The sequence below is a fragment of the Nitrospira defluvii genome (assembly GCF_905220995.1).
Classification (GTDB): Bacteria; Nitrospirota; Nitrospiria; order Nitrospirales; family Nitrospiraceae; genus Nitrospira_A; species Nitrospira_A defluvii_C.
In genome coordinates this window covers 1,463,674-1,489,481 of the sequence record NZ_CAJNBJ010000001.1, presented here as the reverse complement: position 1 = coordinate 1,489,481, position 25,808 = coordinate 1,463,674, and the positions used below count along the sequence as shown (strand labels likewise).

Genomic DNA, 25,808 nt, shown 5'->3' with positions numbered 1-25,808 from the left:
CACGCCTCGCCGGCCTCTATGACCTCGCGGACTAGGCGACCGGACGAAACACCGAACTGAGAAACCGTTTCAGGATTTTTCTATGACACGCATTGTCGGCATTGACCTCGGGACCACGAACTCGCTCGTCGCCTATATGGATAAGGACACCCCGCGTGTCATCTCGGCCCGCCATGAACGCGGGATGGTGCCTTCCGTCGTGGCACTGACCGACAACGGGCTCATCGTCGGTGATCCAGCGAAAGAACATCTCACGAGAAGTCCCGAGCGTACCGTCTATTCCGTCAAACGCTTCATGGGCAAAAGCCTCGCCGATGTCCAGAGCGAACTCGCCTACTTCCCCTATACACTCACTGAAAAAGGCGGGGTCATCCGAATCACGCTGGGCGAAAAATCCTATTCACCTCCACAGATCTCGGCCATGATCCTGAAGGAGCTCAAACTTCGAGCCGAGGCTTTTCTCGGAGAGAGCATCAGCAAAGCCGTCATCACCGTACCGGCCTATTTCAACGATAGCCAGCGGCAAGCCACCAAAGATGCCGGCATGATCGCCGGACTGGAGGTGCTGCGCATTATCAATGAGCCGACCGCTGCCTCGCTGGCTTACGGCCTGCAGAAAAAGACACAAGGCACGATTGCCGTGTACGACCTTGGCGGCGGAACGTTCGACATCTCGATCCTGAAATTGAAAAACGGCATTTTCGAAGTGCTGGCCACCAATGGCGACACACACCTCGGCGGTGATGATTTCGATCAGGTGCTGACCGAACTACTCCTGAACGAGATCCGGACGCAGCATGGGCTCGATCTGGCCACACTGCCGGACCAAATGCAGGCGATCCGCCTGGAGGCCGAACGCGCAAAGATTCGCTTGTCCGAAGAGTTGCAGACTACCGTGACACTCGACCTACCCAACGGCCAGGGGCGGTTCAGCCGAGAGCTGACTCGTGATCAACTCAATGGGCTGTGCACCGCATTGGTTGAGCGAACCCTCGGCCCTTGCCGTCTCGCCCTCAAGGATGCAGGCCTCAATCCGACTGATATCGACGAAGTCGTCCTCGTGGGAGGATCAACCCGCATGCCGCTCGTGCGCCAACAGGTACAGGCGCTCTTCGGCAAACAACCGCACTGCGACCTGAACCCGGATGAAGTCGTCGCGCTGGGCGCCGCGGTCCAGGCCGACATCCTCAGCGGTGGCACGACGGACATGTTGCTGCTCGACGTCACCCCGCTGTCCTTAGGCATAGAAACGATGGGCGGGGTCATGAGCAGCCTCATCCGACGCAACACCACGATTCCCGCCAGCGCCAAGGAAATGTTCACCACCTATGTGGACGGCCAAACCGGCGTCGACATTCACATTCTCCAAGGCGAACGCGAACTGGCACAAGACAACCGCAGCCTGGCTCGCTTCCGATTGAAGGTTCCACCCTTACCTGCGGGGGTTCCACGCATCGAAGTGACGTTCTTGATCGACGCCAACGGGATCTTGAACGTCATGGCCAAGGACATGCGAACCGGAGAGAGCCAATCGATCGAGGTCAAACCCTCCTATGGCTTATCGGATCAAGAAGTCGAACGAATGATCGAAGATTCATTTAAGTTCGCGGCGGACGACGTCAGCGCACGTAAGTTGATCGAGGCCCGGCTTGACGCGGGGGCGCTGATCACCACTACAGAAAAATCATTGGCTGACAACGGCCATCTCGTCGCACCAGAGGAAGTCGCCGGCATTCGTGCCGCACTTGCTGGCCTAGCTGCGGCGAAGGATGGCACCGACCCTCGGGCCATCCGAGGGCGCATGGCCGACCTTGAACAAGCAGCCAAAACCCTAACTGTAGCCATGTTGGACGATTCCTTGAAGCAAGGGCTTCAAGGCAAAAAAGTCTCCGATGTGACATGATTGACGGAATGGACGACGACCGTCCGGACGAATATTTCCAGCACCTGTGAGTAGCGAGGAGCCGTGATGGATCTCAAGTGGCAGAACGCAGAGGATATTGCAATCCGACTGGTTGAGGAACACCCACATACCGACCCGTTGACCGTGCGATTCACAGACATGCACGCCTGGATCGTCGCCCTTCCGGATTTCAAGGATGACCCCAAGAAATCCAACGAGAAGATCCTGGAATCCATTCAGATGGCCTGGCACGAGGAATATCAGGATTCACAATCCTGACCGGCCTCGCCCCTCACCACTTTCTCCCTGAACGCTGACACCACACCTCTTCGTGAGGAGGCATGCCTCCAGGATAGGCGAATGCCTGTAGCGGAGCGCCAGCCTGTGGGAGAGTCGCTACGGTTCGACCGCTGGCGGTGGGGCACTGTCCTGGAGCTGATCCAGTCTGTAAAAATCGGTGGGATCAATCTTGGATCCGGCGCTCTTCGTCGGCTCAGTGCCTTTTGTGAAAAGCTCCACGGTACCGTGTTGTTCATCCTGGTCGGTGAGCAGTGCCGTCGTCGGATCCACCTTCACGAACATGACGCCGTCAGGAATTTCAAAGGGCACGACCGGCAACTGTTTGAGGGCCTCTTTCATAAACGCGATCCAAATCGGCAACGCCGCATGCGCTCCGGACTCGGTTTCGCCCAACGGCCGCCGATCGTCAAACCCCACCCACGCCCCGGTCGCCAAATTCGGCGTGGACCCGATGAACCAGGCATCGGTAAAGTCGTTCGTGGTTCCGGTTTTTCCCGCGACCGGCCGATCGATGACCGCTTTGGCCGCGATGCCCGTACCACGCTGGATCACGTCTTCCATCATATTGGTGATCAAATACGCGGTTTCGCGGGAAACGACCTGTCGAGGCTGGACAACCGCCTGATCCAGTGTACGCCCCCCGCTGTCCTGCACGCTTGCCACGGCATAGGGCTCCACACGCACGCCCTGATTGGCAAACACCCCATAGACAGAAACGAGTTCCATCAAGCCGACACTGGAAGAGCCCAATGCGAGCGACAGGTCGGCAGCCAATGGACTGACGACGCCCACCGTCCGGGAAAAATCGATCACGTTCCGAATCCCGACTTTATCCAGAAGGCGAACAGTGGCTAGGTTGTGGGAATGGATCAATGCTTCCCTCAGGCTGACAATACCGTGAAAGCGCCTGCCGTAGTTCTCCGGCTTCCAGGTTTTGTCTTCCTCTTCCTGCTCATACACCACCGGCGCATCCAACACGACCGTCGCCGGACTCATCCCTTGATTCATCGCCGTGGCATAGATGATCGGCTTGAATGACGATCCCGGCTGACGGCGAGCCAGCACCGCGCGATTGTATTCGCTGCGTGCAAAATCATACCCGCCGACCATGGCGCGAATCGCCCCGGTCTTCGGATCTACGGCCACCAGCGCACCCTCGACCACCGGTGTCTGCTCCAACCGCAGATGCACAGTCTCCTTTTCAAGCTTCTTCACTCCGACCTCAATCACATCGCCGGGCGTGAGGAGTTGCTTGATGTTCTTCACGGGAACGGCGTCTTTCGTGGGATCTTTCCCCTTGAGATACTTGGAGGCCCAGGCCATGTCGTCGAAACTCAGCCGGCCCGTCGTGCCCCCGATCTGCACCAGCACATGATCCTTCGCGATCTTCGTCACCACCCCTTCCATCATATCGCCTTCGGCAAGTTTGACCGCGGGATCAGGGGCCGGGACCTCCAGAGTCGTCAGATCAACCGTGCGCAGCGGGCCACGCCATCCCTGGCGTTTGTCCACCTCGCGCAGTCCGTGAAACACAGCCGCTTCCGCGGCTTTCTGCATATCGGCATTCAGCGTGGTGAAGACTTCCAGTCCACCCTTGTAGACCATGGCCTCCCCGAACTTGGCCACCAACAGCTGACGGATGTACTCAACAAAATATGGCCCAAGGTGTTCGCTACCCGGCCGGCGAAAGTTCAGTTTTTCTGCCACAGCCTGGTCCCGATCAGCCGCGCCGATAAACCCTGCCTCGGCCATGCGGCTCAATACATGCTCTTGGCGCTTCTTGGCCCGGTCGTATGCTTTGAACGGCGAATAGTGGCTGGGTGATTTGGGAAGCCCGGCAAGGAATGCCGATTCAGCCAGCGTGAGCTTCGAGAGTTCCTTGCCGAAGTAGGTTTGAGCGGCCGCCGCCACGCCGTAGGCGCCCTGCCCGAAGTAGATCTGGTTCAGATACATCTCCAGAATCTGCTCCTTCGTCAGCACCAACTCCATCTTGTAGGCCAGGATCAGCTCGCGGACTTTGCGATCAAACGTCCGTTCCGCCGAAAGAAACAACGAACGCGCCAACTGCTGGGTGATGGTGCTGGCACCCTCGACTTTTCGGCCGCCATGTCGAATATTCGTCCAAGCTGCGCGAAGAATGCCGACGATGTCCAAGCCGGGATGCTCGAAGAATCGCGTATCCTCGGTGGCAATGACGGCCTGAGTCAGGCTCTTCGGCATGTCCTGAATGGGCTTGAGAAAGCGTCGTTCGATGAAAAACTGGCCGATCACCTGCCGGTCATCGGAATACACCCGCGTGACCAGACTGGGCTGATAATTCTGTAACGGGTCTAGGGACGGCAGATCTTGAGAAAAATACCAGAGGATCCCGGCAGCGCCGCCGCCCCCGAGAATCAGGGAGAGGAGAAGCCCAATCAGGGCGATTTTCCACCATCGCCAGCGACGACGAGGCTTCTCCGGCTTATCAAGTAGGTGATCGAGTTCGGACATGAAGTTGGATGGTTGCGAGGGAAGAGGTCAACCCGCGACACACCCACCATACAATGCACACCCGACAAACTCAAGCAAGGTTCGAATCGTCGGCCGAAGAAGTTTCCGTTGCACATTCCACAATCAGCTTGCGAGAAGATTATTGAATCGGGTATAGTCCATAGGCTTAGACGCCTTCATTCGAAGGCGTCTTTTTTTTGGCACTTTCACGGTAGGCACTGGAGACTATGAACAGCTCAGCCCCCTCATCCACCCCATCCGGTCTGCATGCACCGCAAGGTCGTCGGACCGATATTCGCAACATCGCCATCATCGCGCACGTCGACCATGGGAAAACGACCCTTGTCGATGCCGTGCTGCGTCAGACCCACGTCCATCGAAAAATCGACGACATGGGCGAACGGATCATGGACTCCATGGATCAGGAGCGCGAGCGGGGCATTACCATCCGAGCCAAGAATGCCAGCGTCACTTACAAAGGCGTCAAGATCAACATCGTCGACACGCCGGGGCACGCTGACTTCGGAGGCGAGGTGGAACGTACCTTGCGCATGGTCGATGGGGTGCTGATCCTCGTCGATGCCAAGGAAGGACCGATGCCGCAGACAACGTTCGTGCTGCGCAAAGCATTGGCCCTCGGCCATAAGGCCATTGTCGTCGTCAACAAAATCGACCGCCCGGACGCCGTGATTGACGATGTCGTGAATCGCACCTTCGACTTGTTCGTCCATCTGGGAGCCAGCGACGAACAGCTCGACTTCCCCATCGTGTACGCCTCGGCCATCAAGGGTCTCGCCACGCTCGATCTGAAACAGCCCGGAACGGATATCTCCCCGCTGCTGGATACGATCCTCGACAAGATTCCCGCACCGGCCATCAATCGGGACAGCCCATTTCAGCTTTTGGTGCTGGCCCTGGCGCAGGATTCGTATAAAGGGAAAATGGGGATCGGCAAGATTCAGTCGGGCTCAATCGCCCGACGACAAAACGTGGTCACCCTCACGAAAGACGGTGACCAGGTGCCGGGAAAAATTTCCGATCTTGCGGTGTTTTCAGGGCTTGAGCGCACTGATATCGAAACGGCTGAAGCCGGCGAAATCGTCGCCCTCTGCGGGCTGGAAGAGGTGAACATCGGGGACACCATCGCCGACCCCAGTAACCCCGTCGCGCTGCCGCGGGTGACAATCGATGAACCGACTGTTCAAATGACCTTTTCCGTGAACAACAGCCCGTTCGCCGGCCGTGAAGGCAAATATCTCACCTCCCGCCACCTTCGCGAGCGATTGTTCAAGGAGTTGGAAACCAACGTGTCCTTGCGCGTCCAGGAGACCGACAGCGCCGACCGATTCCTGGTGGCCGGTCGAGGCGAACTCCATCTCGGGGTCCTGATCGAACAGATGCGGCGCGAAGGGTATGAACTTCAGATCTCGCAACCCGAAGTCATTCTGCATCGGGACGGCGAGACCGTCACGGAACCGTTTGAAGAACTGACGATCCAGGTGCCGGCGGAATATCAAGGCCCGGTGATCGAGGAGATCGGCAAGCGACGTGGCGAACTCCGTCACATGAAACTCGTCGGGGGGGAGACTGCGTCGAGCGAAATGCACATCGAATATCACATTCCCACTCGCGGCATCATCGGCCTAAAAAACATGCTATTGGCCAAGACGCGGGGGACGGTCATTATGCATCACGTGTTTTCCGGCTACGCCCCGGCCGACGAGAAGGCGCTCCTCGTGGCGCCCCATGGCTCACTGGTGGCCTTTGAGGCCGGAACCAGCACGGCCTATGCCCTGTTCATGACCCAAGAGCGTGGGGAACTATTCATTGGCGCAGCGGTCGATGTGTACCAAGGCATGATCGTCGGCCAGAACAGCCGCGATGAAGACCTGGACGTGAACGTCTGCAAGCAAAAGCAATTGTCCAACATGCGTGCAGCCGGTACCGACGAAGCTCTGGTCCTCACTCCTCCGCGAGAGATGTCTCTGGAATTTGCCATGGAGTACATCGGCCCCGACGAACTGGTCGAAGTGACCCCGAAGCATCTGCGCCTCAGGAAACGGCTCCTGAACCCTGAGGACCGCCGGAAAGCGAAGAAGAGCGCCAAGTAGCTCCCGACGAGTGAGCAGGGCCTGACGTGCGGACGGCATGAAGATTCGGAAAAAAATCCCGAAGCCTGCACCCGCCAAGTTGCCGTTGTATGTGATCGGCTATCGAGGGATCCCCCCGTCACTCGATGAACTGAAACTCTGGTACGACCTCCAATACGGCGGCCCACTCCTGTGGACCGACCGTCACGAGGATGGTCGTGCCAGCGCCTCCCACGGCCCATGGCGCGCCCATGTCCTGGCCGGCCTGCCCGAGACAGAGGCCGTGCACTGGCAGTCCGTCCTCACCTGGGAACACCCTCAACTCGGCGTCGTCTCGCCATCCACGACCGCACCGGGCACCAAAGGCGACACCGTACTGGTTGCTGCCCGGCTTGCCCGCGGCCTGACGTTACTCACCGACGGCACCGCGTTCGATGTCACCTGCCATGAGTATCTGAACCCCTCTGATTGGAACGACCGGCCGTTAACGGTCTTCGTGACGCGCGACCATGTCACCGTCCAGCATCAGGAGACCGATGACGCAGGCTCCGACTGGTATTACACCCTCGGCCTGACGAAATTCGGCCTGGATGAGCTGGAGCTGATCCAACCACGCGGCCTCCCGGAAGCCGACGCGATCGCGCTGCTCGAATCGGCGGCCGACGAGGTCCTACGAATCGGACACAACCAGAAAGTCGGCAGTGCGTTGGACCTCTTTGCCCTTGCCCGCACCATTCACTTCATCAAACATCGTACGACGGCACCGACCGGTCGCATGGTGACATTCAGGCAAATCGCAATCACGCCCCGCTAGCACGACGGCACGAATGGGCTCACGCTCTGGGAAATCAACACGTTGGGTCTGCCCCTCTCGCCGGTAGGCCTTCTGGCCCCGTTGACAAGGTTTTTCTGGGCATGGTACCACGAAAGGGTTTTGCGTCGTGCTGTAGGTCTAACCTAGGAGGATTCTCAATGAGTGATGTGGCTGCAGAAATTAAGGTCGGCGATACCGCGCCGGATTTCACATTAAAGGATCAGGACCAGAAGGACGTCAAGCTGAGCGATTACCGAGGCAAGAGCAATGTCGTCCTCGCGTTTTACCCGCTCGACTGGAGCCCGGTCTGTCAGGGCGAGAACAAGTGCCTGACCGATGACTTTCCCAAGTTCCAAAGCGCCCACGCTGAGCTCTTCGGGATCAGCTGCGACAGCTTCTTTTCGCACAAGGCCTGGGCGGATTCGCTCGACCTGAAGCACCGTCTCTTGTCCGACTTCAACCGCGAAGTGGTCAAGAAGTACGGATTGTATTTTGAGCCGTTGAATTGCGGCAAGCGCGCCACGGTCATCGTCGACAAGAACGGCAAAGTGGCCTACGTCAAAGTTCAGGAAATCAAGGTGGCACGTGAAGATAAAGATATTCTCGCCGCCCTGGCAAAGCTGAGCTAATTTCTCTCAACGATCGAGCAGGAGGCGTATCACTGCCTCTTGCTCGATCAGTGCCCACCCCTGAGGAGCGCGCATGACCGGCACAGTGCAGGACGTCAGAGACGAGAACTACAAAGAGTTTACCGAGAGCGCCGGAGCCGTAGTTGCCTATGGCCTGGCCACCTGCGAGCCCTGCAAACAGTACGATCCCATCCTGGAAGAAACCGCCGCCAAGTTTCCGGACATCAAGATCGGCAAGGCCAAGATGCACGTCCCCGGCCGGTGCCGCGAGATCAAGAAGGCCCATACGTTCGAAACCTATCCCACCACCCATTTCTTTGCGCACGGGAAACTCCTCCTCACCCGTGAAGGCGTCGTTGAACCGGCAGAACTCGCCGCCCTCATCAACGATCACCTCCTGAAATAGCGCTCTCCGAGTGCCGACAGTGACCATCTCCTCTCTCAATCGACCCTTCCGCTCCATCAAAACGTGCTCACGTCCCACACTTCCTCACACAAAGCAGATACAATGACTACGGGCGTCCCCATCTGATGCCACACTCCATCGCTTGGGTACCACAGCATGCGACGCATTTCTCTGTTCACCTACACCCTGGTATTGCTCCTGTTGGCCATATGCGCCGACGTCAGCCGCAGCCACGACCTCGCCGTACAACCATCACCTCCCAATTCATTCCAATCACATTCCGCCTCCGGCAACCCAACTCGTGATGCGCCGATGATTCTGGTTCCCGCCGGCGAGTTCGCCATGGGAGACGATCGCGGACAGGATGATGAACAGCCGGTCCATCGAGTCACAGTCAACGCCTTCTACCTGGATGCCTATGAAGTGACGGTGTCCCGCTACGCTGAATTTCTCCATGCGCAAAAGCCGGACCCGCCCTTTAAATGGCATGAAGCGAACCTCAACACCCATGCCCGCAAGCCGGTCATTGGGATGAGCTGGTTCGATGCACGTGACTACTGCCGATGGGTGGGGAAACGACTACCGACCGAAGCGGAATGGGAGTTTGCGGCACGCGGCACCGAAGGCCGCACCTATCCTTGGGGCCACGCACACCCGACAAAAGGGCACACAACCGCAGGGCAGACCGCTTGGCGAGGCTATGACACCGTGAGCAATGTGGGACAGTTGGAACTCGGCCGGACTCCCAACGGGATCTACGACCTGGCCGGCAACCTCTGGGAGTGGGTGGCCGACTGGTACGACTCCACCTATTACCAATTCAGCCCACGCGACAATCCAACCGGCCCCAAAGCCGGTCCACTGCGAAGCTTGCGGGGAGGCGCCTGGAACAATGACTCGAAGGCGATACGATCCGCGAATCGCGCCGGATACGCACCCGACGCCAAACGAAACGATGTGGGATTTCGTTGTGCCAGGGACGCACAACCGTCAGGCACCCGCTAGCCCGTATTATTCATGACGGTTCGTCGCGACATCGCAGAGTCATGTTGCGAGACCGGCGCGCGGAGCCGGGAGGATCCGACGCGTACTCGTGCAGTACGTTGAGGATCCGAGGGGCGAGCCCGCCGGCCGAAGGCCCGTCGCAGCCATGAATCGGTGATTGCAGCAGAAACGTCATGAATAATGCGGGCTAGAACAGGCGAGAAGTGACGGTTGTGGATTCGAGCGGTTGCATGAGGTGACTCGCTTCTGCCAGTTGGTCCGGTGATCGCAGACGAATCTTGAACACGACCCGTCGACTCTTCTCTCGGTCCAGCGCGCGGGATTGATCCAGCACCAAGTCCTGTCGCCCTCGACCACTGGCGGAAGTCTTCTCCTGGAAGCAACGATAGGCCCAGGGCGCCGAATCCTTGATGACCTCCAGCCCTTTGACCATCACATTGAGCGAACGTTCCTGGCTCAGCTTCAAATTGTAGATATCCGACCCTCGATCGTCGGTATGCCCTTCGATCACCAGCGAATCGATGCGATCCCGCATGGCGCCGCACAAGAGCGCGGCATACGTCGGCATTGCATCCGCGAGGAATTGATCAGCGACCACGGAGAGCGTGCCCTTGCCAAACTCAAAATTCAACAAGGCATCGGGCACGACAATTCGTACCACATTGGGATCCGTTGAATCGGCATCCAGCGACAAATCAAACCGCTGGAAATGATCCCGCAATACCCCTCTGATATCCTCCGTCGTCTTCTTTGCCACACGTGGCTCAGACGTGGGGTCAGGGATCGACGCCTTCGTCTGCGCGTCCGTTTCGGACACCTTGGTGACATACGCGCTGAACAGGAGAATAAAAATCACGGCCAATGAGGTCATCAAGTCCGTCACCCCGATGGTCAGCACCGACGAATGTTCCGGAGAATCCACCGACGAATGCGTTTGCATCTCAAGCCGCCTCCTTTATGGAAGCCCCTTGCCGCCAGTTGGCAAACCAGCGTAGCCCACGCATACTGTCATCCGGGATGACGTCTTCATCCCCCTGCTGCGGCACCTCGTCATCGAACATGGTCAGCTCCTGCTCGGGAGCGGCCGAGTGGCGCTCCTGCTTGAGGTCGTCAACAGAACGGGCCAGCGTCTGAATCGCCTGATTCAATTCTTGGATCGGTGTCGCCATCGTCTGCTGCATGACCCGTGACAAGTCCTCTGCCAGCCGATCCGAAGCTGCAGCGCGACCACCGTGATCCCGCCGACCCAGCGCTTCTACAGCCTCCCTCAGCGCAATGACGGTGGGATTCAAGCGATCGGTCAGGGTCCCGACTAATCGATCACCGAGATCGCCGGGAATCACGCCCTTGCCGGCTGAAGCTTTCGTGGACCCAGTCCCCGGGGTGAAGTTCTCCAACATTTGCTCCATGGTTTTCCGAGGAAAGAGCTCATCGACCATGGTCACAAACTGCTGCTGAGTCGTCGCCAGGCGATGCAAGGCCGACTTCTCGAGCAACACAAACACATTGGCACAGAGCAATCCCACAATCGACGTCAGAAACTTTCCGGCCAACCCATTGATCAGCCCCTGAATGCCGACGATATGAGTTCCATCCGCATGCAGCTTACTCAGGCCGATGAGAATCGCCAGGAACGTGAACAACAACCCGCCCCCCGTAATCAACGACGGAAACTGATGATAGAAGGAGAGATTCAACCGGCTATTCAGCAGATCGCGCGGGAAAAATTCCGCTGCCGTCCGGGTCGCGAACACTTTCGGTTCGATGAACCACGCGGTACGCTCCACGACAAATGTCTTTCGAAAGTGTAACCAGGCCTGTTCAAGACGCGGCTCGCCACGCATCGCCCTGTCCAGCGTGTGGAGATCGTCCAGATCAACCCGTTCTGGTTGTGCGCCGGTTTGATTCGCTGCTTTCTTGACCTCACTCAGATGAGGGACCACCAGCCATTCGGCCTGGAGACTTTTTCGGCTGGCGGCGAGGCTTTCCAGGGTGGGCCACACACGCATGTAACAGGCCTGTCCACTAGAGATGGCCGACATCAACCTTCCGGCATGCCAGAGAAATAGGGCGATCAATCCGCCTGAGCCAAGCCAGCTCAACATCGGGCTGTGAAGTTCACCGAAGAGCGTTATATCTCGGCCGAAGAATTCCCAGATAGACATCATGACGCCCGTTCCTCCAGAAAAGACCCAAGCATGCGATCACACCGGGAATCAGTCTTTTCAACAATCGAGCCAGAGGCACCACCTCATGGAACTGGCCACATTTCAGTCAGTTGAAAGAGTGTGCCATGGGAAGAACAAGGTCACCCGGCAAGAACTGCCGGCCTGAGACGGAGCTTTTTTCCGCCTCCAGGCAAGTGGATTTGGGCATCCCCCCTGTGTCATGAATAGGCAGAAGCATGTGTGAACAATGGTTCGGATAGGTCAGCATGAACATTCCCTGGATCGCCGCGCTGCAGGTTGCCAAAAAGTTGTTGCCCGTGGTCGTGGACAACGCCCCTGAGTTATTCAAGACCATCGGCCGGCTTCGCACACCAGTTCCCGCCGAGCCGCCGACCACTGTCGACCCGATCGTCGCCGCACTTCAGGAACAGATCGATGCCCATCAACGCACCATCGCGGTTCAAGCCAACACCATCGAGGGGCTCCAGGCGGCCTTGCGCACAACACAACGATCGCTCTCTGTGGCTCGGAGCCTCCTGGTCGCGATTGCACTGCTTTCTCTGGCGACATTCGCCTACGTCCTAGTCCGCGGGTAAGATCCTCACGATCCCCTCGATAGGCTCACTGTCAGCCGGTCGAGTACCCTGGCAAGATCCAGTCGCATAATGTGAAGCGACTACCTGGCTGATCAGAAACGGGACGGGATGAAGAGGGATGGGGTAATGACGGAAGATCAGAGGCCTGCCAGAGAACAGACCTGCCAGTTGCTGCGGCTCACCCGCAGTATTCGTAGGAGAGGTCGCGAGTTTGGACCAGCTTGACGAGCTCTAGTCGCCCTGCCGGCACCGCCGAGACGATTCGATCCCACACGGCTTTGGCCAGATATTCTCCCGTGACGGATGGCGTCGCGAGCGCAATACGGAGATCGCGGCCTTCGAATGGCACGAGGACTCGGTCATGGACCAAACGATCCAGCGCGACAATATCGGTCACCATCCCGGTCTCCCGGTCGATCGGCCCGTGCACCGACACAAACATATCCCAGGTGTGTCCGCGGTGGCCTTCATGGACGGCAGTAAATGAATAGCGCCTGGTGACCGACGCCACATCCAGACCGGCTTCCGCTGTGAGATCTGCGCACAAATCCTCGTCCTCATAGAGAGACAACCGTTGCAGCGTGCCGATGTCCCGCTGGGCATTGAGTTTGTCCCAGAGTACACGCGCGATGTTTTCAGAAGTCGGAATCTGTTCCTTGAAATAGGGTAGGTCGAGGTTGAGATGTTTGTGATCAAACTCTTCCAGCACCTGCAACAACACGACCTTCAGATCAAACAAATTCACGACCATACCGGTTCGTGAATCAACTTCACCCGCCACGGTCACTTCCAGCATATAGTTATGGCCATGCCCCGGATCGTTGTTACAGGCACCGAACGTCGCCCGGTTCTTCGCCGCATCCCACTCGGGTTTGTGATAACGGTGAGAGGCACAAAACTCTATGCGTTTATTGAGGAGTACCGAGGCCATAGCACCGTAGTTCTAAGTTGTGATTGGTGAATGCGGTGATTATAAATGAATCCTGACTTAAAACTGACAATTAAAACTCGACACTCATGCCTGCATGTCAGCCAACCACTCCTGACGCATGATCCATGGGACCTCGACTTCGGCATCGTAGCCGGGATGATGAACGGACAGAGCTACGCGTGCGGCTGGGTCGGCCAGGGTGGCAACCATAGCGGAAGTCGGACGGAATCGCACAAAATGCACCGCGCTGATTTTTGTCTCATGGCTATGCCCGCCTTCGAATTCCCCGTAGATCACTTCGCTCCCAGCTCGCAACTCGACCTTCTCGCCATGATCGAGCCCCATAAAAAGATCGAGCCACTGCTTCATCGTGTTCGAATCCGTCAGTTCGATCAAGAGCGTCGCGCTCAACTCACCGGGAGCAGGCAACAGGGCGTTATAGACATCCAACTCCTCCTGGATCTTCTGCGGATCCACGATACGTTCCACCCGGATCATTTCTTGAACTTGGAACCATAAGGTCTCGCGATTCTCGAAGACGAGAGTGAGTTTATCACCCACAGAGATCCGCCGGCGACGCTTGAGCTCAATAATGCTCTGCCGATACGGCTCACGCTGTCGTTCGTACTCGTCCGAACCCACTACATCAGCCTGCGTCAGCGGTTGCATCATGACGTTCCTCGCACGCTCCCTCTCTTATCTGTGCCCAACCGAAGAAGCCGGCGGATCACTCGGCAACCCATAGGCATCACGGACAATCTGAACGGGATGCCGTGTGGACCTTCCTCCGACATGGGCGGCCGCCCCGGCTTGGTCCAATTGCAGACCCGCCAGCGGACAATCGGACGCAACCAGGTCTGCCGGGACCTGCTCCACCAGACGGACCACCTTCTGTGCGATTTTCATCGACAGCGGGAAAAATTCCGTCTTGGCCGACCAAGATCCATCATGGCCGGAACATTTCTCTATCAGCTCGACCTTCGCCCCGGCGCACTCCATCAATTCTTTGGATTTGAAGCCGATGTTTTGGTCTCGTAAGTGACAGGGCATCTGATAGGCAATCCGGCCTGGATTCCTGGTGAAGTCCGTCGAAAGTCCCCCCTCGCGCTTAAGCTTCATAAGGTATTCGCAGATGTCGTATGTCTGATTTGCGACGCGCTGGGCGGCGTCTCCCTTCAGAAGACTGGCATATTCACGCTTGATCATCAGGCTACAACTGGGGGTAGGGACCACAACATCGTAGCCCTGGTCGATCCACGGCTTCAGGGACGCGACCGTTCGTTCCGCCGCCGCAACCATCGCCGCCGTATCCCCGATATCAAACGTCGGCATCCCACAGCACGACTGGTCCGGCAACTCCACATGGACATTGTTTTTTTCGAGGACCTGCACGGTCGCCTTACCGACATCGGTAGCCTGATAGTTGACCAAACAGCCGGCAAATAACGCCGCCTTCTTTCCCGTCGCCGGCTTGCGGCTTCTCACCCACTGCCCCCACCACCGCACAAATGTCTCACGCTGATAGTGCAATACCTGGCGCTCACGGTGCACTCCCAGAAGAGACTGCATGAGCCCGCGCACCCACCCCTGCGCAAGCCCCCAATTGACCAACGGCGCAAACGCGCTGTTCAGTCGCCCCAGCAAGTCGGTCCTCGTCAGAAACCAGTCTCGCCACCTGGTGCCTCGTTCCGCTGCCAACCGTTTTTTCCACACTGCCATCAAGAGCGGAAAGTCGATCCCATATTGATGCGGCGGCGTGTAAGGGCAATGGTTGAAGCACAGTTTGCAGTAGTAACACTCATCGACGACGCGGTGATGATCCGCGGGGGTCAACCTCGCCACATCGCTTTCGTACTCATCGATCCGATCCAGCAACGTATTGAAGGATGGACAAAGATTAAAGCAGCGACGACAGCCATCGCACACATCGTAAATTCGCAGCGTTTCTTGTTCGAGCGTCGACGGATCGATGGGTTGGAGCAGGCGAAGTTCTTTCACGGACGGAAATCCTTGTCCCTGAGTCGACCGAGGCAGGATGCGCGGCCGGTGGTATCCCGCACCCCCCATCCTGCCCCAGACACGCCCATGGCCGACATTGGAGGGAGGTTATTGCTGCTTCAAGCTATCAAGGCCCTTGGTAAACCGGTTGGCGTGGGACCGCTCGGCTTTGGCCAACGTCTCAAACCACTCGGCCAATTCGGAAAAGCCTTCATCACGCGCCGTCTTGGCCATGCCCGGATACATCTGCGTATACTCGTATGTTTCGCCTTCAATGGCAGACTTCAAATTGGCCTCGGTATTCCCGATCGGCACACCGGTCGCGGGATCACCGACTTCCTTCAGAAAGTCCAAATGTCCGAAGGCATGGCCTGTTTCCGCCTCGGACGTGTCGCGGAACAATCCACCGACGTCGGGGTATCCCTCAATATCGGCGCGGCGCGCAAAATACAGATATCGCCGGTTGGCTTGCGATTCACCGGCAAACGCGTGCTTGAGATTTTCATGACTCTTGGTGCCCTTCAAACTGTTTCCCATGCTGCCCTCCTTACATGAATGGATGCTGTTGCTACTTATCCCTGCGACGGTGACGCATCCCGCCTGCCCTCTCGACAACTCGCACAATAGCCGTGAAACTCAACGCGATGTCCGAGAACGTGAAATCCCTTGGCCCGCCGGTTTGAGATTTTCACTTGATCCAGCTCCTGGTCCATCACGTCCTCAATCCGACCGCACTGCACACAGATAAGGTGGTGATGCATCGTGACGTTGCCGTCAAACCGCGCCACCTCGTGCCCGACGTTGACTTCCTGCACCAATCCGGCTTTCCGCAACACCCCCAGGGTGTAATAGACCGTATTCCGCGACATCGCCGGATGCTGCCGCGTCACCATCCGGTACAGATCGTCGGCAGTGGGATGGCTACCAGTCTCGACCAACGCGGCATAGATGGCCGCTCGCTGACGCGTCACACGAACTGCGTGTCGACGAAAGCGGGCCTCGATTTCCTGCGGATGCAGCGTCATGGCATTGATACCTAGACAGGAATGATTCCTACATAGCATGATGCTCTATCGCACGGCAAGACGCGCGCTCGCCCCGGAAGTGCCAGGAGGAGCGTCGCCTGGAGTGAACCAAGCACGGGTGAAGGAACCACTCCCTCGGATCGAGGGTCGAGAGCTCGCACGACGGAGAGTTGTGAAAAAGTCGGTCCGGCAAAAAACGCTGTTCAGGCTACCGACCGGAGTAGCGTGGCAATTCCGTCATCATATCGGCGAGGCACTTGTACGCCTGATCTTTTGCCGAAAGCAGCGGCGTGGTGATGGGCCAGGAAATGGCCAGTTCCGGATCATTCCACAGAATGCCCCGCTCATCGGCCGGGGAATACACATCGGTACACTTATACAGGAACCCGGCCTCTTCACTGAGTACGCAAAACCCGTGGGCGAACCCGGGCGGAATGTAGAGTTGCCGCATCGTCGTATCCGACAATTCCACCCCATACCATTGCCCGAAGGTCGGCGATCCCTGCCGGATATCCACCGCCACATCGTAGACCGAGCCTTTCACGACTGTGACAAGCTTGCCCTGGGGACGCCCGAGCTGATAATGGAGCCCCCGCAACGTGCCACGCACGGACCAGGAAAAATTGTCTTGCACGAAAGGCTTCTCGATCGCCGCCGCGTCATAGCGCGACTCACGAAAAATCTCGACGAACTTCCCCCGAGCATCTCCAAAGACATCGGGCTCGATTTGAAACAGACCGCTAAGCGGCGTCGGCAGAATCCGCATGACACCTCCGGAATCAGAGCCAGTAGCCATCATACCTGATCTCGTCCAACGTGAAAACTCGATCGAAGAAAAATTCGGCGACCGCCGCACGGACCATGGCTCTGGGAAGGAAACCGCTCAGCGGCAATCGTGGTGAACATCCTGATCAAGACTCTCAGATGTTCAACAGATGGTCAGTTATGGTTGGAAGGATCTGAGCTCGGAGGCGGATCCGGATACAATTTGTGCAACCGGTCAATGAGTGGTTCTGCAGCCGGGCTGCTGGGACGTGTGGGGTCGCTGGGCGCATGATCCCATGTCAACGTTGCAATTCCCGCTTCCGAAAAGAGTTGGCGAATCGTCGCCACAAGCGCATCCAGCGTCAACTCCGTACCAAACCGAAGGTCCAACACTCGCTCCGCCTGAGTGACGGGGGGAGGATCGGTGTTGACCAAGGCCCAGCAGGCATCAAAGACTCTCCGGCGGAGCTCTTCCGGTACGTTCAGCGTCTCCAACCCGGAGGTGCATAGTGCGGACACGACGAGCACGAATTGGAGATCCGGCATCCCGGGACGCTGGATATTCAGGGATTGCATAGTGGTAATATTAGACGCGGCTGCCAAAGCGAGTCAATTTTGCAAAACTCTACGGAATGCTCCCCTCAACACTGCGTGATACATCGTCGACGGAGGATTCACAACGCATGATTACCATCACCCTCATGGGACAACTCCAGACCACGGATGGGGAGCGGGACTTGGCCTGCGAACTGCCTGCTCCGGTTACGGTCCGCCAGGTCATTCAGCGGCAGGGCCGTGGTCTTCGCCACATGCTCCAACTCTTACGTGAAAAAAAGGTCTTGGTTACGATCAACAAGCGGATCGCGAGCGAGGATTCGATCGTACAGGATGGAGATGCGGTTCGTTTTGTGGGGCACGACGGTGCCGGAGGAAGCGGGCTGGCCCCGTCGTTTTAGGGGTTGTGCGCCACCGGATCACCGGCAAACCTGTAGGAAAAGCAGGGCCGGTGCTTTCCCGCGGAAAGCACCGGCCCGTAAGTCGGCAGAGGAACGGGCTGCTTACTTCTTTCCGAGGATCGAATCTTTGGCCATCTTCGCGACCCGGAACTTCACCACGCGCTTGGCGGGAATCTTGATGGGCTCACCGGTCTGCGGATTCCGGCCCATGCGCGCTTTCCGATTGGCAAGGACCAACTTTCCGATGCCGGGGACGACGAAAGCATTCTTCGCTTCTCGATAGGCAAGCGCGGCAAAATCGTCCAGGAGTTGGACCGCGGTCTTCTTCGTAATTCCCGCCTTTCCAGCAAGATGGTCAGCAATCTGCGATTTCGTCATCGACTTGGCCATGCGTTCCTCCCTTTGAACAACGAATGAAAGTGAACTGACTTGTGCGGGCTGCGATCTATAAACTCGTACGTACAGAGGTGGAGCCGGAAATCTGCGCGTGGTCTGCAGAATCAGTCCGAAAACAGGGCGAGAGTGTATCCAAAGCCCTGGGGGCTGTCAAGAGCCGCTATGCGGAGCACGCGCGTCCAGACTGGCGAGAAGCACCATGCACGCCCTTGCGCGTGGTACAGACCAGAGAGTAGAGTACGCTGACAACTCGATAGTCAGCGTATCACTCAGCGTCACGAGGCGTCTTCATGGCCAGAGAACTTCCCATACTTCCCTCAACAGCCCAACCGGCGGAAGGCACCGCGCCGGAGGCGGTCATTTATTCACGGGTCTTTTGCAAGAATGAAAATGCCCCTCCTCTGCGGCTACTCGTCGAGTTTCTCAAATCTCGAGGACAACTGCCGATCCTTCCTCCTGATATGAGCGACGCCATGCTGGATGACTGGGCATGGGTTCAGGTGATTTTGGGGTATGCGCGCGATCGCAAGCCCATTCAGGTGTTCTGCGTACGGGATCGCGGCACGTATCAAGACCTGTTCGAACAGGAACAGCGGCAGTTCCGGGAGGACCTCTCCTCCCACGATGACCTTGAGGCCAGCCTTGCTCAGGAACACGTGACTCGGGCGCGCTTCATTCTCACCACGCGCATGATTGAGGCGGATATCACGGAAGACGGTTACGATTTTAATGGCTGGATTCTGGAGTTTTTCCAGGAACACTGCAACGGCATCGTCCAGATCGATCGTCAAGGATTCTTCTCTCCTAAGGGAGAACTCATCGTCGATCTTTCCCTACCCGAGGAGTAGGGCTTATGGGGACGGATCCGGCCTCCCCACTCCGCCTCTCCATATTCGAAGAAGCGTCTGGCTGGTTCCGTCGCGCGCGCGCCTCGCTTCTCGAGGCTATTCCGTGCGGCCGCGGCTGTTGTAACTGCTGTGTCGGCATCTTCCCCATCACCCGCCTTGACGCCCAAGAGTTGCGGCTTGGTCTCAACACCCTGCCCCCCGCGCAACGAGAGGCCATCGTCGCGCGCGCGACGCATCAGATCGGCGTGATCGAAGCGAGTTACCCAAGGCTCCGCTCAACACCCTGCCTCGATGCATGGGCCGATACGACCATCGATGCGATGGTCGAGCAGTTCGCACACCTACCCTGTCCCGCCCTCGGAGAAAATGGCACTTGCCACGTCTATGCATTTCGCCCGATCACATGTCGCACCATGGGAATTCCAACTGAGTCCAACGGAATGGTTGAGGGCGCCTGCACCGTTCAAACTGCCGTTCCCCTTATCCGCCTCTCGCCTAGCCTCCAGGCAGAGTCGGTCCGATTGGCCGAGAATGAAGCGGCCGCCTTATCTGCAGTAGGCCAGAATCATCTCCAAGCTGGCGACGAACTCCTCCTGCCATACGGATTCCTCTAAGCCCCTGACAACTCCCTAGACAGACACAGAAACGCTATGCTAATGTGCCTGGTCTGATCGACAGGGGCGCCTGTAGCTCAGCTGGATAGAGCATCAGCCTCCGGAGCTGAGGGCCACAGGTTCAAATCCTGTCAGGCGCACCAATCGCTCCGTCAGGCACATCGAGTTCGATACACATAGTGCACACCGGTGGGGCCGTTAGCTCAGTTGGTAGAGCAGCTGACTCTTAATCAGCGGGCCGTAGGTTCGACCCCTACACGGCCCACCATTTTTTTCCTTTCACCTTTTTAAGTGCTTGCGATTCTCGCCCAGCCGAATCCCCTTCATTTCCACCGTTGGTGCCAAACTCTCTCAAACTCTCCATCCAGCACATCGTCCCAGCGGCGATTCTCATTCGGCATCCGCATGGCATGGTGACCCCAAAATCAGGTTGGCTTCGAATAAATGGAACTTTTGGCTAGCGAAAGCTCGAGTGAACATCTTTCCAAGATACCGTTCCCACATCGGTTCACCGTTGTTGTGGGCCAATAATCAATCATTCTGTCACTCCTATCCAGGGCAATCGCTCTCGAAGCCAGCAAGGTCATATAGTCTCCAGGGGAGCACGATTTACCGTCGGCTTTCGAATTCCTAAATCCTTCCGTCGAAACGCCCGCCCTATTTTCTACCTGGGCGTTCGCCCTTCCTTCAACACCGGCCAGCATCGGCAGGGACTGCCGATCGCCTTGGTCAGAACTTTCCCAATTCTTTCAACTTCAGGAAAGTGAACATTCCCAGGATCTCGAATGATAGGCATACTGATTTTGAGAATTCATATCATATGCATGAATTCACCCTGTTCCGCCCTCTACGCGACCAGGAACTGAACAGTTCGTTTATGTCCCTCGCGAGACGGCGTTACGGCACTGACCTTACCCATCAGTCCGGGAACAGCGTGAATGGACCCGCAGGACGGAGCGAGTGGAGTGGCATATCCCACTTCACCCGCCTCCCTCCTGTGGCTTCGTGCAAGCCGACGCAGATCGGAAGGATGATCCGTGAAATGTCCACGATGCGAAAGGCATCCTGCGCCCGACCAGTCCATCGAGTTTATCAGCGAAAAGGTCGTTGGGCTGCGTCAACTGCGAAGTTCGCAACGATGTACGGACTAGCCCCTCTTCACAATTGGTTACCCGCTCGCTCTCTTTGCAAGATCACCCAGTTACGCATGCAAATTCCGAGAGTCGTCGACTCAACCTCATCAATCGCCGAAGATCAGTCACTAATGCAGGAGCTTGGCAATGAAAATTTATGACTGTCCCCGCTGCAGACATCACAGCTTAATCCCCACAGGAGGCTTCTTCTCCTGCGAAGAGTGCAGCTATGCCATCACTGCTGCTGCCCTCGCTGTCGAACGACGGCTGAGTACCTCCCGGTCGCACGACGCACAGAAGTAATCCTAATCTGCCACCGCATGAGCACGGAGAAGATAGCCCCTGAGGGCATGTTCACACGATGAAAAGGGATCTTCCGGCCGCACTTAGTCTATTCATGTCCTTGCTCATGGTACTCGTCGCATTGTTGGGCTCTCTCCTGCTCGCGCATTGAGCCTGATTTCCATTGCGCCTTAGAGAGACGGTCTTACACAGGACCGTGCCGCTTGACGAACAACCGTCAACGCATGTCGCAGCAACGGACAGCGCCAAAGCCTTCCTCACCTAACACCTCGATTGAGCTCCATAGTATTTCCCCCACGGATCACATTCAGACTCTGCAACTTTATCCAAATCGATTCGTTTTTATCGAATCGGATACACCCCCAGCACACTCCGAGTGAAGTACAGCCGGGAAGGCAAATACGTTGCCTTGCAACTCAAAGAAATTGTCGCATCCTCACCAGATGGGCAGAATGGCTTCAGTGGTATGCGAGTTGCTTCTTGCAGGAAACAATACGTCATCCGATGCAACCATCATTTCAGTGCAAGTGGGAGGATCACATCATGCTCTGGGCAATCTTCATCGCAGGAACCTATGTGGCGGGAATTTATCTAATCCGTTTGGTGTGGTGGCAGGAGTGACGAACACTCACACACCAGCCGTAAACCGGTTCAACCGGCACACCGTTTCGGGCAGCCAAGAGGAGCGTGCGCTCCAGTCCCGCTGTAGGCGTTTTGAATTGCGACTCATCCCAATCGAGCCCGAGTGTTGCGTCTGAGGCAAACGCGGCGAAGTGCGATCTACACCTATGCGGCTCTTCCGACGAACGTGTCGCCAAAGGGATATGCCCGACAATAGACAGGTCCGGACATGAGCGCTCCTGATATTCGTGGTCGCCCTCCGCTTCCGATAGAGTCGTGCGCCTCTCTCACTTGCCCCCGCTGCATTGGACTCATGCGCCGATCCGCGCGTCGCGGGTTGCGAAACTGCATCTGGCATGATGCAGCCGGTTCCCCTGGCAATACCGGTCCTGTCACCATCGACTCTACGCTTCCACCCGAGGACGCTCCCTGAGGACCACGCCAGCAGCAGTTGATGCCCCCAAGGAGCGACCCCACCTGCTCGACACACTCCCCTCCAAGGCAGGGATGTTGTTTTGTCTTTCCACGCCGTACACTGCAACTCATGCGCTCAGATTCGTCATCATTACTCAAGTCACAAAGCCACCCCCTCGCGGCAACAACTGCCCTTACCTTTCAGCGATCCCACGATCGCCTGAAAATGAGCTGTCCGATCATGTTCGCCGGCGCCCCGTTTATTGGAGAGGGATTGATCCACAACCTGTCGGAGACAGGGTGCCTGATCGAGTGTGAGCGTAGGGTCCTGGAAGGCAGTTACGTCACCGCACGCCTGCTGCTGCCTGACCATGTTCGTGCCCTGGTCATTGAACTCGCGGCCATTCGCTGGGTTCGCGAGCATTGCTTCGGCATTGAGTTCCTGCGGGTTCCCGCTGAAGATCGCAGTCGTCTCAGGCGGTTCTTATCTCCCCACCGTCTTTGATTCCCATCTTCCCCATAAGACCGCCACAGAAGTGCCAGGCCTACAGCTCATTGCCTACCAAACGATCGAACATACATCAGAACCTGCCAGGCTTCCTCTTCGGTCAAGATCAACGGAATGAAGGACGCCATGTCGGTACCGGGACTTCCATTCTTCAAAATCCAAAACAATTCACCATCCGTCCTCGCCTGCTGCCACATCTTATCGGTAAAGTTCCTCGGGAGCGGCCCTTTAAAAGTGGAATAGTCCAAATCCATCCCCAACCCCTTTCCATCTGCCCCGTGGCAGGCCCGGCAGAATGCTTTCCCTTCAAACAGCACTTTGCCCTTCTGAAGCATATCAGGGTTCACAGGGAAGGGATTGGTCACGGCGCGAGCGGACTCCATCTGATCCATCGGCACACGAGGTCGCAGGACCTCAGAATCTGCAGACCAACCGATACCAGTAAGGCCACCTAGAACTCCCGCGGTCATACACACCAGTCCAAATCGCATCATGGCATCCCCGTCCCTATTAAAAATGGCACAGGCGGAGAGGCGACCGTCTTCGGCCTCTCCGCCTGTGCCCATTGACTCGTTCGATTACTCAGTTCGATGCTTGTGGCCAACCGACTGCGGGTGCCCCACCTCACCATTCGGCGCCTTCGCCCCGTCAGGCCAGAGGTGGAAAATGATCCCATCTGTCTTAGCCGCAACCGCTGCGACTTCCTTCGCTTGCGCCTCGGGCATGTCGAGAATCTGAACCCGCCCCGTCGCGATCTCTACCTCATGATCATGGTAATACTTATTCCATGTCTCCAACGGGACATGAGCTCGGGAAACCGACTTAGCGACGAAATATTCGATGTCCGTCAGCAATGCGTTCGAATCGGTTGATTCGAACAGCAGACATTGCAGCACCTCTGGAGAAATTGGCTTGCAGTAATGATGATACGGCCCATGGACCGACCCGTCTTCAAACTTATGAGGCGCCATCACGTGAATAGTATAGCCCTGCGCCGGAGTCGGCATGGCCTTCGCCGCTGCAGCCGGAGCTGCAGTAGAGGCAGTTTTCATCTCGTGCGACGTTTCCGCACAACCAGCCGCCGTCAATACAGCCGCGCACAACCCAATCATCGCAATCGCACTTCGCATAAAGGCCTCCTTACTCTGGGGCTAAGAATCAGTCATTGGTGAACGACAGCGTTACTCCGTCCTCGGCTTGTGTCCCACAGAGGTCGGATGCCCGACCGATCCATCCGGAGCTTTGGCGCCTTTCGGCCACAAATGAAAAATGATGCCGTCCGTCTTGGCTGCGGCGGCCGCAACTTCCTTAGCCTGCGCATCAGGCATATCCAATACCTGAACCCGACCGGTGGCAATTTCCACTTCATGATCATGATAAAATTTATTCCATACATCGAGCGGCACCGCCGATCGAGACACGGGCTTCGCCACAAAATACTCCACATCCGTCAGCACCGCATTCGGGTCCGTCGATTCAAACAACAGACACTGCAGGACTTCAGGCTTGATGGCCTTACAGTAGTGATGGAACGGGCCGGCCACCGAGCCGTCTTCCATTTTATGCGGCGCCATCACGTGAATGTCGAATCCGTCGGCCGGACCCGGCTTCATATCAGCCGCCAATACGGGCCCACCGATGGCCAGCGCCAGCGTGCCCGCACCAAGCACGCAAAGATGTCGAAACATATGAGGCCTCCTCTGGTTGGGGTTGGAATGCACCGATGTGACGCATGAACAGACCAATCCGTCATACGCATCTGGCCGTGAGAGTCATGGCCATTCAAAAGGATTCACAACTTATTTTGGCAACTGCGGCATGGAGAACTTGAGCGGTTCCCCCGTCAGCGCTTTCAAAAATGCCACAAGATCGGCCTTTTCTTCTGTCGTCAAATGCAGGGGTTGCACCAGCGAACTCAGATGGGGATTGCTCCCTCCGCCCTGATCCATAAATTCAACCACTTCCTCCAGCGTCTTAAACGCACCGTCGTGCATGTATGGGGACGTTTCCGTAATGCTGCGCAGCGTGGGTGTCTTAAACGCGCCTTTGTCTTTTTCCGCCCGAGTGACATTGTACCGGCCGAGGTCTTCTTTCATCGGCCCGACCTGGGGCACGCCAAGATTGTGGAACTGATTATCGGTCAAATTTGGCCCATTGTGGCACAGGATGCAGCGAGCCTTTCCCTTAAAAAGCGCAAGACCTCGAGCAGCCGCCTCGTCCATCGCCTTCTGATCCCCCATCATGTATTTGTCGAAGGCTGAGTTCGTCGAAAGGACCGTGCGTTCATAGGCTGCGATGGCTTCAGCGATGCCCTGCAAATTCACATCCGTGCCAAAGACGGCTCGAAATCGCTGTTGATAGCCCTTGATCTTGCCCAATTTGGCCACCACGTGTTCGTGCGTTTCGGCCATCTCGACAGGGTTATGAATCGGCCCGATAGCTTGTTCTTCCAAGGAGCGCGCCCGCCCATCCCAGAACTGCACATGGTTGAATGCCGTATTGTAGACCGTCGGCGACTGGCGCCCCCCAATCCCACCACCGACTCCGATTGATGTCTGCCGAGAATCCGCAAAGCCGGTTCCCGGATTGTGACAGAAGGCGCAGGAAATGGCGTTATTCTTGGAAAGACGCCCATCGAAATACAATTGTTTCCCAAGCTCGATCTTCGCCGCATAATTCAGATTGGAGGAAGGAACCGGAACGACGGCAGGCAGCGGACCAATATCGGGGACGGTCACGCCATCAATTGTCACCGTGCCATGAGGAGCATGGCCGGAAGGCGAGGCCTGCACGAGGCCGTCACCGCCTCCAAACGCACTGATAGCTACCAGCATTGTGATTGCTCGAAGCGGCAAGGCAACTCGCACCATATCAATGACCTCCTGTGTAGTTCGC

27 protein-coding genes and 2 tRNA genes are annotated in these 25,808 nt (G+C 57.2%); 14 read left to right on the top strand and 15 right to left on the bottom strand.

Features of this window, described 5'->3' with window-relative positions; all coding sequences use genetic code 11:
• Positions 1-82 precede the first annotated feature (82 nt).
• Both dnaK and iscX read left to right on the top strand, forming a co-directional pair.
• Positions 83-1,903, top strand: a complete 1,821-nt coding sequence (dnaK, locus tag KJA79_RS07270; RefSeq protein ID WP_213041305.1) for a molecular chaperone DnaK — start codon at positions 83-85, stop codon at positions 1,901-1,903.
• Between the two features lie 66 nt (positions 1,904-1,969).
• Positions 1,970-2,182: a Fe-S cluster assembly protein IscX gene (gene iscX, locus KJA79_RS07265; protein WP_213041304.1), complete on the top strand. Its 213-nt coding sequence runs from the start codon at positions 1,970-1,972 to the stop codon at positions 2,180-2,182.
• Between the two features lie 117 nt (positions 2,183-2,299).
• Here iscX and KJA79_RS07260 read toward each other — a convergent pair whose 3' ends face one another.
• Positions 2,300-4,693, bottom strand: coding sequence for a penicillin-binding protein 1A (locus KJA79_RS07260; protein ID WP_213041303.1), 2,394 nt, complete (start codon positions 4,691-4,693; stop codon positions 2,300-2,302).
• A gap of 227 nt (positions 4,694-4,920) precedes the next feature.
• Between KJA79_RS07260 and typA the strand changes: the two genes are divergently transcribed.
• The 5 genes from typA to KJA79_RS07235 all read left to right on the top strand — a co-directional run bounded on the left by typA (position 4,921) and on the right by KJA79_RS07235 (position 9,637).
• Complete coding sequence (gene typA, locus KJA79_RS07255; protein WP_246507476.1) at positions 4,921-6,804, top strand: translational GTPase TypA; 1,884 nt, start codon at positions 4,921-4,923, stop codon at positions 6,802-6,804.
• Positions 6,805-6,841: 37 nt separating this feature from the next.
• Positions 6,842-7,597 carry a hypothetical protein gene (locus tag KJA79_RS07250; RefSeq protein WP_213041302.1) on the top strand — a complete coding sequence of 252 codons (756 nt, stop codon included), beginning with the start codon at positions 6,842-6,844 and terminating at the stop codon, positions 7,595-7,597.
• A gap of 158 nt (positions 7,598-7,755) precedes the next feature.
• Complete coding sequence (locus tag KJA79_RS07245) at positions 7,756-8,226, top strand: redoxin domain-containing protein (protein ID WP_213041301.1); 471 nt, start codon at positions 7,756-7,758, stop codon at positions 8,224-8,226.
• Between the two features lie 73 nt (positions 8,227-8,299).
• The gene (locus KJA79_RS07240) at positions 8,300-8,632 is read left to right on the top strand and encodes a thioredoxin family protein (RefSeq protein WP_213041300.1); all 333 of its coding nucleotides are present in this window, start codon (positions 8,300-8,302) and stop codon (positions 8,630-8,632) included.
• Positions 8,633-8,788: 156 nt separating this feature from the next.
• Positions 8,789-9,637 carry a formylglycine-generating enzyme family protein gene (locus KJA79_RS07235; RefSeq protein WP_213041299.1) on the top strand — a complete coding sequence of 283 codons (849 nt, stop codon included), beginning with the start codon at positions 8,789-8,791 and terminating at the stop codon, positions 9,635-9,637.
• A 187-nt stretch (positions 9,638-9,824) separates the two neighbouring features.
• On the opposite strand, the gene KJA79_RS07230 is transcribed toward KJA79_RS07235, so the two are convergent.
• Together KJA79_RS07230 and KJA79_RS07225 are read right to left on the bottom strand one after the other, a co-directional pair.
• Complete coding sequence (locus KJA79_RS07230) at positions 9,825-10,577, bottom strand: OmpA family protein (RefSeq protein ID WP_213041298.1); 753 nt, start codon at positions 10,575-10,577, stop codon at positions 9,825-9,827.
• A 1-nt stretch (position 10,578) separates the two neighbouring features.
• A complete protein-coding gene (locus KJA79_RS07225) occupies positions 10,579-11,805 on the bottom strand; it encodes a hypothetical protein (protein WP_213041297.1) in 1,227 nt (408 codons plus the stop codon).
• Between the two features lie 266 nt (positions 11,806-12,071).
• Between KJA79_RS07225 and KJA79_RS07220 the strand changes: the two genes are divergently transcribed.
• Complete coding sequence (locus tag KJA79_RS07220; RefSeq protein WP_213041296.1) at positions 12,072-12,401, top strand: hypothetical protein; 330 nt, start codon at positions 12,072-12,074, stop codon at positions 12,399-12,401.
• A gap of 178 nt (positions 12,402-12,579) precedes the next feature.
• On the opposite strand, the gene KJA79_RS07215 is transcribed toward KJA79_RS07220, so the two are convergent.
• The 7 genes from KJA79_RS07215 to KJA79_RS07185 all read right to left on the bottom strand — a co-directional run bounded on the left by KJA79_RS07215 (position 12,580) and on the right by KJA79_RS07185 (position 17,696).
• Positions 12,580-13,332: a 6-carboxytetrahydropterin synthase gene (locus KJA79_RS07215; RefSeq protein ID WP_213041295.1), complete on the bottom strand. Its 753-nt coding sequence runs from the start codon at positions 13,330-13,332 to the stop codon at positions 12,580-12,582.
• 84 nt (positions 13,333-13,416) lie between these two features.
• Positions 13,417-14,004, bottom strand: coding sequence for a DUF3501 family protein (locus KJA79_RS07210; RefSeq protein WP_213041294.1), 588 nt, complete (start codon positions 14,002-14,004; stop codon positions 13,417-13,419).
• 24 nt (positions 14,005-14,028) lie between these two features.
• Positions 14,029-15,330, bottom strand: coding sequence for a heterodisulfide reductase-related iron-sulfur binding cluster (locus KJA79_RS07205; RefSeq protein ID WP_213041293.1), 1,302 nt, complete (start codon positions 15,328-15,330; stop codon positions 14,029-14,031).
• Between the two features lie 108 nt (positions 15,331-15,438).
• Entirely contained in the window at positions 15,439-15,867 is a 429-nt protein-coding gene (locus KJA79_RS07200) for a rubrerythrin family protein (RefSeq protein WP_213041292.1), read from the bottom strand.
• A 35-nt stretch (positions 15,868-15,902) separates the two neighbouring features.
• Positions 15,903-16,355: a Fur family transcriptional regulator gene (locus tag KJA79_RS07195; protein WP_213041291.1), complete on the bottom strand. Its 453-nt coding sequence runs from the start codon at positions 16,353-16,355 to the stop codon at positions 15,903-15,905.
• 208 nt (positions 16,356-16,563) lie between these two features.
• Positions 16,564-17,121: a dTDP-4-dehydrorhamnose 3,5-epimerase gene (gene rfbC, locus KJA79_RS07190; RefSeq protein ID WP_213041290.1), complete on the bottom strand. Its 558-nt coding sequence runs from the start codon at positions 17,119-17,121 to the stop codon at positions 16,564-16,566.
• 173 nt (positions 17,122-17,294) lie between these two features.
• Positions 17,295-17,696, bottom strand: a complete 402-nt coding sequence (locus KJA79_RS07185) for a hypothetical protein (protein WP_213041289.1) — start codon at positions 17,694-17,696, stop codon at positions 17,295-17,297.
• 107 nt (positions 17,697-17,803) lie between these two features.
• On the opposite strand from KJA79_RS07185, the gene KJA79_RS07180 reads away from it, so the two are divergent.
• A complete protein-coding gene (locus KJA79_RS07180) occupies positions 17,804-18,076 on the top strand; it encodes a MoaD/ThiS family protein (protein WP_213041288.1) in 273 nt (90 codons plus the stop codon).
• A 102-nt stretch (positions 18,077-18,178) separates the two neighbouring features.
• Here KJA79_RS07180 and KJA79_RS07175 read toward each other — a convergent pair whose 3' ends face one another.
• The gene (locus tag KJA79_RS07175) at positions 18,179-18,466 is read right to left on the bottom strand and encodes an HU family DNA-binding protein (RefSeq protein ID WP_213041287.1); all 288 of its coding nucleotides are present in this window, start codon (positions 18,464-18,466) and stop codon (positions 18,179-18,181) included.
• Positions 18,467-18,762: 296 nt separating this feature from the next.
• Here KJA79_RS07175 and KJA79_RS07170 point away from each other — a divergent pair, with 296 nt between their 5' ends.
• The 5 genes from KJA79_RS07170 (at position 18,763) to KJA79_RS07150 (ending at position 22,910) form a co-directional block, all read left to right on the top strand.
• Complete coding sequence (locus tag KJA79_RS07170) at positions 18,763-19,320, top strand: hypothetical protein (RefSeq protein WP_213041286.1); 558 nt, start codon at positions 18,763-18,765, stop codon at positions 19,318-19,320.
• 5 nt (positions 19,321-19,325) lie between these two features.
• Positions 19,326-19,934 carry a YkgJ family cysteine cluster protein gene (locus KJA79_RS07165; protein ID WP_213041285.1) on the top strand — a complete coding sequence of 203 codons (609 nt, stop codon included), beginning with the start codon at positions 19,326-19,328 and terminating at the stop codon, positions 19,932-19,934.
• A gap of 66 nt (positions 19,935-20,000) precedes the next feature.
• Positions 20,001-20,077, top strand: a tRNA-Arg gene (locus KJA79_RS07160).
• Between the two features lie 49 nt (positions 20,078-20,126).
• Positions 20,127-20,202: transfer RNA gene (locus tag KJA79_RS07155), tRNA-Lys, on the top strand.
• Positions 20,203-22,445: 2,243 nt separating this feature from the next.
• On the top strand, positions 22,446-22,910 hold the full coding sequence (locus KJA79_RS07150) for a PilZ domain-containing protein (RefSeq protein ID WP_343224232.1): 465 nt from the start codon (positions 22,446-22,448) through the stop codon (positions 22,908-22,910).
• A 47-nt stretch (positions 22,911-22,957) separates the two neighbouring features.
• On the opposite strand, the gene KJA79_RS07145 is transcribed toward KJA79_RS07150, so the two are convergent.
• The 4 genes from KJA79_RS07145 to KJA79_RS07130 form a co-directional block, all read right to left on the bottom strand.
• Positions 22,958-23,305 carry a c-type cytochrome gene (locus KJA79_RS07145; RefSeq protein WP_246507474.1) on the bottom strand — a complete coding sequence of 116 codons (348 nt, stop codon included), beginning with the start codon at positions 23,303-23,305 and terminating at the stop codon, positions 22,958-22,960.
• Between the two features lie 186 nt (positions 23,306-23,491).
• The gene (locus KJA79_RS07140; RefSeq protein WP_213041283.1) at positions 23,492-24,043 is read right to left on the bottom strand and encodes a DUF1264 domain-containing protein; all 552 of its coding nucleotides are present in this window, start codon (positions 24,041-24,043) and stop codon (positions 23,492-23,494) included.
• A gap of 51 nt (positions 24,044-24,094) precedes the next feature.
• Complete coding sequence (locus tag KJA79_RS07135) at positions 24,095-24,601, bottom strand: DUF1264 domain-containing protein (protein WP_213041282.1); 507 nt, start codon at positions 24,599-24,601, stop codon at positions 24,095-24,097.
• Between the two features lie 111 nt (positions 24,602-24,712).
• A complete protein-coding gene (locus KJA79_RS07130; RefSeq protein ID WP_246507472.1) occupies positions 24,713-25,783 on the bottom strand; it encodes a cytochrome-c peroxidase in 1,071 nt (356 codons plus the stop codon).
• Positions 25,784-25,808 lie beyond the last annotated feature (25 nt).

What these genes read in the sequence shown, in the direction of transcription:
- KJA79_RS07130 (WP_246507472.1), bottom strand. Translation starts at nt 25,783, where the DNA reads ATGGTGCGAGTTGCCTTGCCGCTTCGAGCAATCACAATGCTGGTAGCT.
- dnaK (WP_213041305.1), top strand. Translation starts at nt 83, where the DNA reads ATGACACGCATTGTCGGCATTGACCTCGGGACCACGAACTCGCTCGTC.
- KJA79_RS07150 (WP_343224232.1), top strand. Translation starts at nt 22,446, where the DNA reads ATGCCCCCAAGGAGCGACCCCACCTGCTCGACACACTCCCCTCCAAGG.
- KJA79_RS07175 (WP_213041287.1), bottom strand. Translation starts at nt 18,466, where the DNA reads ATGGCCAAGTCGATGACGAAATCGCAGATTGCTGACCATCTTGCTGGA.
- KJA79_RS07220 (WP_213041296.1), top strand. Translation starts at nt 12,072, where the DNA reads ATGAACATTCCCTGGATCGCCGCGCTGCAGGTTGCCAAAAAGTTGTTG.
- KJA79_RS07215 (WP_213041295.1), bottom strand. Translation starts at nt 13,332, where the DNA reads ATGGCCTCGGTACTCCTCAATAAACGCATAGAGTTTTGTGCCTCTCAC.
- KJA79_RS07170 (WP_213041286.1), top strand. Translation starts at nt 18,763, where the DNA reads ATGGCCAGAGAACTTCCCATACTTCCCTCAACAGCCCAACCGGCGGAA.
- KJA79_RS07185 (WP_213041289.1), bottom strand. Translation starts at nt 17,696, where the DNA reads ATGCAATCCCTGAATATCCAGCGTCCCGGGATGCCGGATCTCCAATTC.
- KJA79_RS07225 (WP_213041297.1), bottom strand. Translation starts at nt 11,805, where the DNA reads ATGATGTCTATCTGGGAATTCTTCGGCCGAGATATAACGCTCTTCGGT.
- KJA79_RS07200 (WP_213041292.1), bottom strand. Translation starts at nt 15,867, where the DNA reads ATGGGAAACAGTTTGAAGGGCACCAAGAGTCATGAAAATCTCAAGCAC.
- KJA79_RS07250 (WP_213041302.1), top strand. Translation starts at nt 6,842, where the DNA reads ATGAAGATTCGGAAAAAAATCCCGAAGCCTGCACCCGCCAAGTTGCCG.
- KJA79_RS07210 (WP_213041294.1), bottom strand. Translation starts at nt 14,004, where the DNA reads ATGATGCAACCGCTGACGCAGGCTGATGTAGTGGGTTCGGACGAGTAC.
- KJA79_RS07260 (WP_213041303.1), bottom strand. Translation starts at nt 4,693, where the DNA reads ATGTCCGAACTCGATCACCTACTTGATAAGCCGGAGAAGCCTCGTCGT.
- KJA79_RS07240 (WP_213041300.1), top strand. Translation starts at nt 8,300, where the DNA reads ATGACCGGCACAGTGCAGGACGTCAGAGACGAGAACTACAAAGAGTTT.
- KJA79_RS07165 (WP_213041285.1), top strand. Translation starts at nt 19,326, where the DNA reads ATGGGGACGGATCCGGCCTCCCCACTCCGCCTCTCCATATTCGAAGAA.
- KJA79_RS07180 (WP_213041288.1), top strand. Translation starts at nt 17,804, where the DNA reads ATGATTACCATCACCCTCATGGGACAACTCCAGACCACGGATGGGGAG.
- KJA79_RS07145 (WP_246507474.1), bottom strand. Translation starts at nt 23,305, where the DNA reads ATGGATCAGATGGAGTCCGCTCGCGCCGTGACCAATCCCTTCCCTGTG.
- KJA79_RS07235 (WP_213041299.1), top strand. Translation starts at nt 8,789, where the DNA reads ATGCGACGCATTTCTCTGTTCACCTACACCCTGGTATTGCTCCTGTTG.
- iscX (WP_213041304.1), top strand. Translation starts at nt 1,970, where the DNA reads ATGGATCTCAAGTGGCAGAACGCAGAGGATATTGCAATCCGACTGGTT.
- KJA79_RS07230 (WP_213041298.1), bottom strand. Translation starts at nt 10,577, where the DNA reads ATGCAAACGCATTCGTCGGTGGATTCTCCGGAACATTCGTCGGTGCTG.
- KJA79_RS07195 (WP_213041291.1), bottom strand. Translation starts at nt 16,355, where the DNA reads ATGACGCTGCATCCGCAGGAAATCGAGGCCCGCTTTCGTCGACACGCA.
- rfbC (WP_213041290.1), bottom strand. Translation starts at nt 17,121, where the DNA reads ATGCGGATTCTGCCGACGCCGCTTAGCGGTCTGTTTCAAATCGAGCCC.
- KJA79_RS07245 (WP_213041301.1), top strand. Translation starts at nt 7,756, where the DNA reads ATGAGTGATGTGGCTGCAGAAATTAAGGTCGGCGATACCGCGCCGGAT.
- typA (WP_246507476.1), top strand. Translation starts at nt 4,921, where the DNA reads ATGAACAGCTCAGCCCCCTCATCCACCCCATCCGGTCTGCATGCACCG.
- KJA79_RS07140 (WP_213041283.1), bottom strand. Translation starts at nt 24,043, where the DNA reads ATGCGAAGTGCGATTGCGATGATTGGGTTGTGCGCGGCTGTATTGACG.
- KJA79_RS07135 (WP_213041282.1), bottom strand. Translation starts at nt 24,601, where the DNA reads ATGTTTCGACATCTTTGCGTGCTTGGTGCGGGCACGCTGGCGCTGGCC.